Annotated in this window: 5 protein-coding genes, 1 pseudogene and 1 riboswitch; all 6 genes and pseudogenes read right to left on the minus strand. The window is 66.3% G+C overall.

The window, feature by feature from the left end:
• Positions 1-4: 4 nt before the first annotated feature.
• The 6 genes and pseudogenes from panD to thiC all read right to left on the minus strand — a co-directional run bounded on the left by panD (position 5) and on the right by thiC (position 5,811).
• Positions 5-360 (minus strand): annotated as a pseudogene (gene panD / locus PSV40_RS03295) (aspartate 1-decarboxylase).
• A gap of 14 nt (positions 361-374) precedes the next feature.
• Positions 375-1,589: a thiamine phosphate synthase gene (locus PSV40_RS03300; protein ID WP_300534143.1), complete on the minus strand. Its 1,215-nt coding sequence runs from the start codon at positions 1,587-1,589 to the stop codon at positions 375-377.
• The gene (locus PSV40_RS03305; protein WP_300534146.1) at positions 1,586-2,365 is read right to left on the minus strand and encodes a thiazole synthase; all 780 of its coding nucleotides are present in this window, start codon (positions 2,363-2,365) and stop codon (positions 1,586-1,588) included. The genes PSV40_RS03300 and PSV40_RS03305 overlap by 4 nt, the downstream gene beginning before the upstream one ends.
• 84 nt (positions 2,366-2,449) lie before the next feature.
• Positions 2,450-2,659 carry a sulfur carrier protein ThiS gene (gene thiS / locus PSV40_RS03310; RefSeq protein ID WP_300534149.1) on the minus strand — a complete coding sequence of 70 codons (210 nt, stop codon included), beginning with the start codon at positions 2,657-2,659 and terminating at the stop codon, positions 2,450-2,452.
• An 8-nt stretch (positions 2,660-2,667) separates the two neighbouring features.
• On the minus strand, positions 2,668-3,873 hold the full coding sequence (gene thiO / locus PSV40_RS03315; protein ID WP_300534151.1) for a glycine oxidase ThiO: 1,206 nt from the start codon (positions 3,871-3,873) through the stop codon (positions 2,668-2,670).
• Positions 3,874-3,909: 36 nt separating this feature from the next.
• A complete protein-coding gene (gene thiC / locus PSV40_RS03320) occupies positions 3,910-5,811 on the minus strand; it encodes a phosphomethylpyrimidine synthase ThiC (RefSeq protein ID WP_300534154.1) in 1,902 nt (633 codons plus the stop codon).
• Between the two features lie 95 nt (positions 5,812-5,906).
• Positions 5,907-6,020: riboswitch (TPP riboswitch) on the minus strand.
• Positions 6,021-6,108: the final 88 nt, after the last annotated feature.

Genomic DNA, 6,108 nt, shown 5'->3' on the forward strand with positions numbered 1-6,108 from the left:
AGTTCTACATGCAAGTCACGGGCCAGCTGGGGGACTTATTCAGCATTGCCTTAGGCTGGAAGCTGGCCACCTGGTCGGCCGGCAATTGGCCGAAGGCCGCCATGATGATCAGGTTGCCAACGGCTGCCTGGCGTGCCACCGAGCCGTTGACCGAGATGGTGCCGCTGCCGCGCTGCGCGCGTATCGCGTAGGTCACAAAACGCGCGCGTTTTTGATGTTCCAGATGTGGATCTGCTCGAACTCGGCAATGCCCGAAGCCTCCAGCAAGTCGCCGTCGATGGCACAGGAACCCTCCTAATGGAGTTCGCACTGGGTGACAGTGGCGCGGTGGATTTTTCCAGCTAAAGGGGTACCTTGCATGGTGTCTCAATCCCTCAAGGCATGGGCAAAAGTGTGGGTTTGGGAAACGTGGGCGCCGTGACGGGCGGGCTGGCCCGGCCGCGCCTGATGGCTTCCTGCAACTGTGCGATGGCGGATTCCGGCGACGCGGCCGCCGTGATGGCACTGATCACGGCCACACCGGCGGCACCGGCCCGCGCGGCCTGTTCGGTCCGCGCCACGTCCATGCCGGCAATGCCGACGACCGGCAGTGGCAGCAACGCACACCAGTAGGCCAGGTTGTCATTGCCCTGGGGGAGCCACGGCATGGCCTTGGCCTGGGTGGGATGGATGGGTCCGCAGGCAATGTAACTGGGCCGCAGCGCCCAGGCGCGGCAGACCTCCCAGTAGGCGTGGGTGCTGATGCCCAGCCGCAGGCCGGCCTGGGCGATGGCGGCGAGGTCGGCAATAGGCAGGTCTTCCTGCCCCAGGTGCACGCCGTACGCGCCTTCTTCGATGGCGAGCTGCCAATGGTCGTTGATAAAAAGCTGGGCGCCGGCTGCGGTGGCCGCGTGGATGCTCTCGCGGACCTGCTGACGCACGAAGTCGCGGTGTTCGGGACCTTCTGCGTCCTTGATGCGCAACTGAACCGTGCGCACGCCGGCAGCGACGACGCGTGCCACCCAGGCGGCGCTGCCGACCACGGCGTACAGGCCCAGATCGACGTCGCCGAGCGCGGCAAAGCCGCTGACCGTCGTGGGCCGGGGCAGGCTGAAGCGCGGCAGGTTGGCGCTACGCTGCGCAAAGTCGGGACGTGGCTGCAGGGGTCCCGTCCCCGTGTGCCGGCTCAGTGCATCCTGTCGCGCCATGCAGGCCATGACGATGGCTTCCATCGCGACAAAACCGCGCGCCAGAGCTTGTGCCGCGGCGTCGGCGAAGACCGCGTCTGCATCCGGGTGGCTCTGGGTTTGTCCGGTCGTGGCAGAAGGGCTCAGCCAGCCGCTGGCCTGCGGTGTGTCGGCATGGTCGGCCTCGTCGCCGGTGATCACAACCGCTTCGCAAACGGCGGCGCGCAAATGGGTTGCGGCTTGTGCCACGGCTTCGAGGCTGTCCAGCGCGGCCGTGCCCAACAAGGTGGCTGCTTCGCGGCGGTTCAGGCAGAGCAGGGCGGCACGCGGCAGGTCCTGCGCGCTGCGGGCCAGCAGCCTCTGGATGTCCTTCGCGTTGCCGGCAAAGGTCCAGACCGATGGGGTGTTGGCGGGCGCTGTCATAGGATGAAGGGTCGTCCGGTGACCGGGGTCGAGGCGACCGCCATGTCCTGCTGGGCCATGATGCCGGCCTCGTACGCCAGGCGCCCGGACTCGATGCCGAGTTTGAAGGCTCGCGCCATCTGCACCGGGTCGCGCGCATGCGCCACGGCAGAGTTGAGCAACACGGCGTCGTAGCCGAGTTCCATGGCCTGCACCGCGTCGGCTGGCGAGCCGATGCCAGCATCGACGATCAGAGGCACGCCCGGCAGGCGCGCGCGCAAGGTGCGCAATGCGTAGGGGTTGATCAAACCCTGGCCCGAACCGATGGGTGCACCCCAGGGCATCAGGGTGCGGCAGCCGGCGTCGAGCAGGCGCTGGCAGCTGACCAGGTCGTCGGTGCAGTAGGGAAACACTTCAAAGCCATCGCGCACCAGCTCGGCTGCGGCCGTCACCAGTTCAAACGGGTCGGGCTGCAGCGTGTGTTCGTCACCGACCACTTCGAGCTTGATCCAGTTCGTGCCGAACAGCTCGCGCGCCATCTGCGACAGGGTGATGGCTTCGCGGGCGCTGCGGCAGCCGGCGGTGTTGGGTAGCAAGCGGGCGCCGCTGTCCCGGATCAGCTGAAAGAAGTCGTTCTGTGTGCCGCCACCGGCGGCCAGCTGGCGCTTGAGTCCGACGGTGACCACCTCTGCGCCCGAAGCAGCGATGGCCTGCTGCAGGACCTGCGGTGACGGGTAGCTGGCGGTGCCCAGGAAAAAGCGGCTGTTCAGTTCGGTACCTGCAATGGAAAAAGTCATGGCAGTGCCCGCACGGCCGCCCGAAGGGTCCTGACGGGCCCCTGGGGGGGCAGCGAACGAAGAGAGCGTGGGGGTCGTCATTGGCTAGCCTCCCGTGATGGCCTGGAAAGTGAAAACCGCGTCGCCGTCGGCGAGAGGCGTGGTCGCGCGCGCATCGCGTGCCACAAACTCGCCGTTGACCGCACTGGCAAACGAGGCGGCCGGCTGCCCGCTGGCTACCAGCGCATCGGCCAGCGTGCCGCCTGCCGGCAGTTGCCGCGCCTCGCCGTTCACAGTGATGTTGATGCTTGTCATGTTACTTGTCATTGCGGGCTTGACCCGCAATCCATACCTCGCGGGCCTGGACGATGGTTGATGTGGCCTGGATCCCCCCTGGATTCCCGGATCAAGTCCGGGATGACAGGCGGGGATGAGGATTCCATCACACTGCAAGGCGCCATGTTTTTCAGCGTTTGCTCCACCAGTGCCGGTGCAATCAGCCAGCCGTGGCGGAACAGGCCGTTGATGCGGACCAGCCCGGGGCGTTGTTCGACGCGCGGCAGATTGTCGGGCAGGGCAGGGCGCAGATTCGTTTCGGTATGAACAATACGCGCTTCGGCCAGTTCCGGAATGATGCTGTGGGCCGCGGCCAGCAGTTCGACCGTGCTGCGCAGCGAGATCGGCGAGCGGTCCTCGCTTTCGATCTCGCTGGCACCGACCACGATGTGGCCGCCTTCGCGCGGCACCAGGTAGACCCGGTGTCGCGGGTGCAGAAGGCGCACCGGGCGCTGCAATTGCACACCGGGCGCATGCAGCCAGATGATTTCGCCGCGCACGCCGCGCACCTGTGGTGTGAAACCTTCGTTGGGTGCAACGTTGGTCGGGGCGGGTCTCGCCCCGGTGCCGCGCACATCGAACACGCAGTCGAACCGGCTGACCCCCTGCGGTGTGTGGATCTCGCCGGCCTGCAGCCGGTTCACCGCCACGCCCCAGTGCCAGCGCGCACCCGCCGCACCAGCGGCCTGGGCCAGCGCCGCCATGGCCTGCACGGTATGGATCTGCCCCTCGTGCGGCAGCAGCCAGGCGTGGGCCACGCCGTGGACGTCGGGTTCAAGGCCGCGCAGTGCTGCTGCGTCGAGGTGCTGCGGCGCATGACCGCTAGGGGCCTTGTGCTGCAGCAGGTCCACCACGCGGCGCGCTGCGCCCTCGTCGCCGCGGTGCGCCAGCAGCAGGCTGCCGCGCCGGTGCAGTTCCACCGGCACGCCCAGGGCCGCCACGATGGCCGGCCACAGATCCAGCGAACGCAGGCCGAGCGCGAACACGTGTTCGTCGGCCGACTCCAGTTCGGCCGTGGGACTGAGCATGCCGGCGGCGGTCCAGCCTGCCGCATAGGGTGCCGTGCCCGGGCCGGAAGCGGGCGCCTGTGGGCCTGGCGCGGGATCAAAAACCTCGACCGAATGGCCGGCCCGGGACAGCTCGAAGGCCAGCAGTCGCCCGAGCAGGCCTGCGCCTGCGATGCCGATGTGCATGATGATGTCCGCCTTTTTTTGCGTGCGCCCAGACGCTCAGAGCTTCTGGATGGGGATGTAGATTTCGCTGCCGCCCTCGCGGAACTCGGCCGATTTTGCCTGCATTCCCTGGTCCAGCGCCGCGTTTTCAGCAATACCTTGTTGTGCCGCAAACTCGCGCACTTCCTGGCTGATTTTCATCGAGCAGAACTTCGGCCCGCACATGGAGCAGAAGTGCGCGACCTTGCTGACTTCCTTGGGCAGGGTCTCGTCGTGGAATTCGCGCGCGGTGTCCGGGTCCAGCGACAGGTTGAACTGGTCGTGCCAGCGGAACTCGAAACGCGCTTTCGACAGGGCTTCGTCACGCGCGCGGGAGGCCGGATGCCCCTTGGCCACGTCGGCGGCGTGCGCGGCGATCTTGTAGGCAATGATGCCCTGCTTCACATCGTTGCGGTCCGGCAGGCCCAGGTGTTCCTTGGGCGTGACGTAACACAGCATGGCGGTGCCGAACCAGCCGATCATGGCCGCGCCTATGGCGCTCGAGATGTGGTCGTAGCCCGGCGCGATGTCGATGGTCAGCGGGCCCAGGGTGTAAAACGGCGCTTCGTGGCAATGCTTGAGCTGCTCGTCCATGTTGGCCTGGATCATGTGCATGGGCACGTGGCCGGGCCCTTCGATCATGGTCTGCACATCGTGCTTCCAGGCGACTTTTGTCAGTTCGCCCAGCGTGCGCAGCTCGGCAAACTGCGCTTCGTCATTGGCGTCGGCGCCCGAGCCGGGGCGCAGGCCGTCACCCAGCGAAAAACTCACGTCGTAGGCCTTCATGATCTCGCAGATTTCCTCGAAGTGCGTGTACAGAAAGTTTTCCTTGTGGTGCGACATGCACCACTTGGCCAGGATGGAGCCGCCGCGCGAGACGATGCCGGTGCGGCGCTTCGCCGTCATCGGGATGAAGGGCAGTCGCACGCCGGCGTGGATGGTGAAGTAGTCCACACCCTGCTCGGCCTGCTCGATCAGCGTGTCGCGATAGATTTCCCAGCTCAGGTCTTCGGCCACGCCGCCGACTTTTTCGAGCGCCTGGTAAATCGGCACCGTGCCGATCGGCACTGGCGAGTTGCGGATGATCCAGTCGCGGGTGGTATGGATGTTTTTGCCGGTGGACAGGTCCATCACGTTGTCGGCGCCCCAGCGGATCGCCCAGACCAGTTTTTCAACTTCTTCTTCAATGCTCGAAGTGACCGCCGAGTTGCCGATGTTGGCGTTGATCTTGACCAGGAAGTTGCGCCCGATGATCATGGGCTCGATTTCCGGGTGGTTGATGTTGGCCGGGATGATGGCGCGGCCGCGCGCCACCTCGTCACGCACGAATTCGGGCGTGACGAAGGCGGGCAGGTGTGCGCCCATGGGGTTGCCGCGCACGCGGGCTGCGCGTTCAGCATCACCCAGGTACTCGGCCATCCATTCGCGTTTCGTGTTTTCGCGCAGCGCGATGTATTCCATCTCGGGTGTGATGATGCCGCGGCGCGCGTAGTGCATCTGGGTGACGTTGGCGCCGGCCCTGGCACGGCGCGGCATTCGCTGCAGCCCGGCGGCCTGGGCGCGCAGGGCGGCAATACGTTGGGCTTCGGGGTCTTGCGGGTCATCGCGGTCCTGGCGGCGCGTGCCGTCATCAGCCGCCTGGGCCGCACGGCCGGCGTACACCTCGGTGTCACCGCGTGTCTCGATCCACGGCGTGCGCAGCGCCTCCAGCCCGCGGCGCACGTCGATGTCGGCGGCCGGGTCGGTGTAAGGGCCGGAGGTGTCGTAGAGCGTGGCGGATTCGCCGTTGCTCAGGCTGACCTCGCGCATGGGCACGCGAAGGTCGGCATGGAGCTGGCCGGGCACATGGATCTTGCGCGAGGCGGGGAAAGGTTCACGGGTGAGGGACAGCAACTGGGCGAATGGGTCGGGGGCGTTCATCGGGCATCCTTGGCGTGCGGCTAGACACAAAATGCTCCGAAGGGTGTGGCCACCACCAGCACTGCGGTGGGGGCTGTGACTGCTTGCCGGGGGACCGGTGCACAGTCAGCTCTTCTTACGTCGGTACGAACCGATTCAAGTTCACGGGTTTGGGTTGGCCATCTCAGCAGCCCGACCACCATGGTCGGGTTGCACCCCGGAGCGAGTCCATTCTAGTGCAGTGGGCAGGGACATGCAGGATGGAGCCTTGTCCAACGAGGTATGAGCCTGAAGGAGGCGCGTATTTCCAACGAAAAA

The organism is Polaromonas sp. (assembly GCF_029945925.1).
GTDB lineage: Bacteria > Pseudomonadota > Gammaproteobacteria > Burkholderiales > Burkholderiaceae_C > Polaromonas.